Source organism: Mesorhizobium sp. M4B.F.Ca.ET.089.01.1.1, assembly GCF_004022605.1.
Taxonomy (GTDB): Bacteria; Pseudomonadota; Alphaproteobacteria; order Rhizobiales; family Rhizobiaceae; genus Mesorhizobium; species Mesorhizobium abyssinicae.
The window spans coordinates 1-384 of record NZ_RZOS01001599.1; the positions used below are offsets into that span (position 1 = coordinate 1).

1 protein-coding gene is annotated in these 384 nt (G+C 56.5%); it reads left to right on the top strand.

Annotated features, from left to right (window positions below; translation table 11 throughout):
* Positions 1-130: 130 nt before the first annotated feature.
* Positions 131-384 (top strand): hypothetical protein (locus tag EN780_RS40270; RefSeq protein WP_210215171.1); only part of this gene is annotated, 254 nt, incomplete at its 3' end.

Sequence of the window (384 nt, forward strand, 5' to 3'; positions counted from 1 at the left end):
CTTCATTGCCGATCCATGCCAATTTCCGGCCCTGCGCCTTGCAGCAATGCGGTCACCGAAACTCAGCGCAGATCACGGTGTTCCGCACGTGGTATCCACTCGTCACGACGATAATAATAGGCAGAATCCCATGAGCGCCGTTCACATCATCGACTGCCACAACGCGAATGACTACTTCGCCGACAGGGCGGACGGACCGATCACACAGAAGATGCTAAAGACTGTCAACATCCGCGCGGAGCTCCACATTGCTTTGGACCGAAAGCATTTTCGTGAGGCTGTAGTCCAAGCGAACAAGGCGAAGTGCGACGTGCTTCACATCGCTGGGCACGGCAATGGAGACGGGATCGCTTCGTCCAGTGGGCGAGGTAGCCTTCTTTGGGC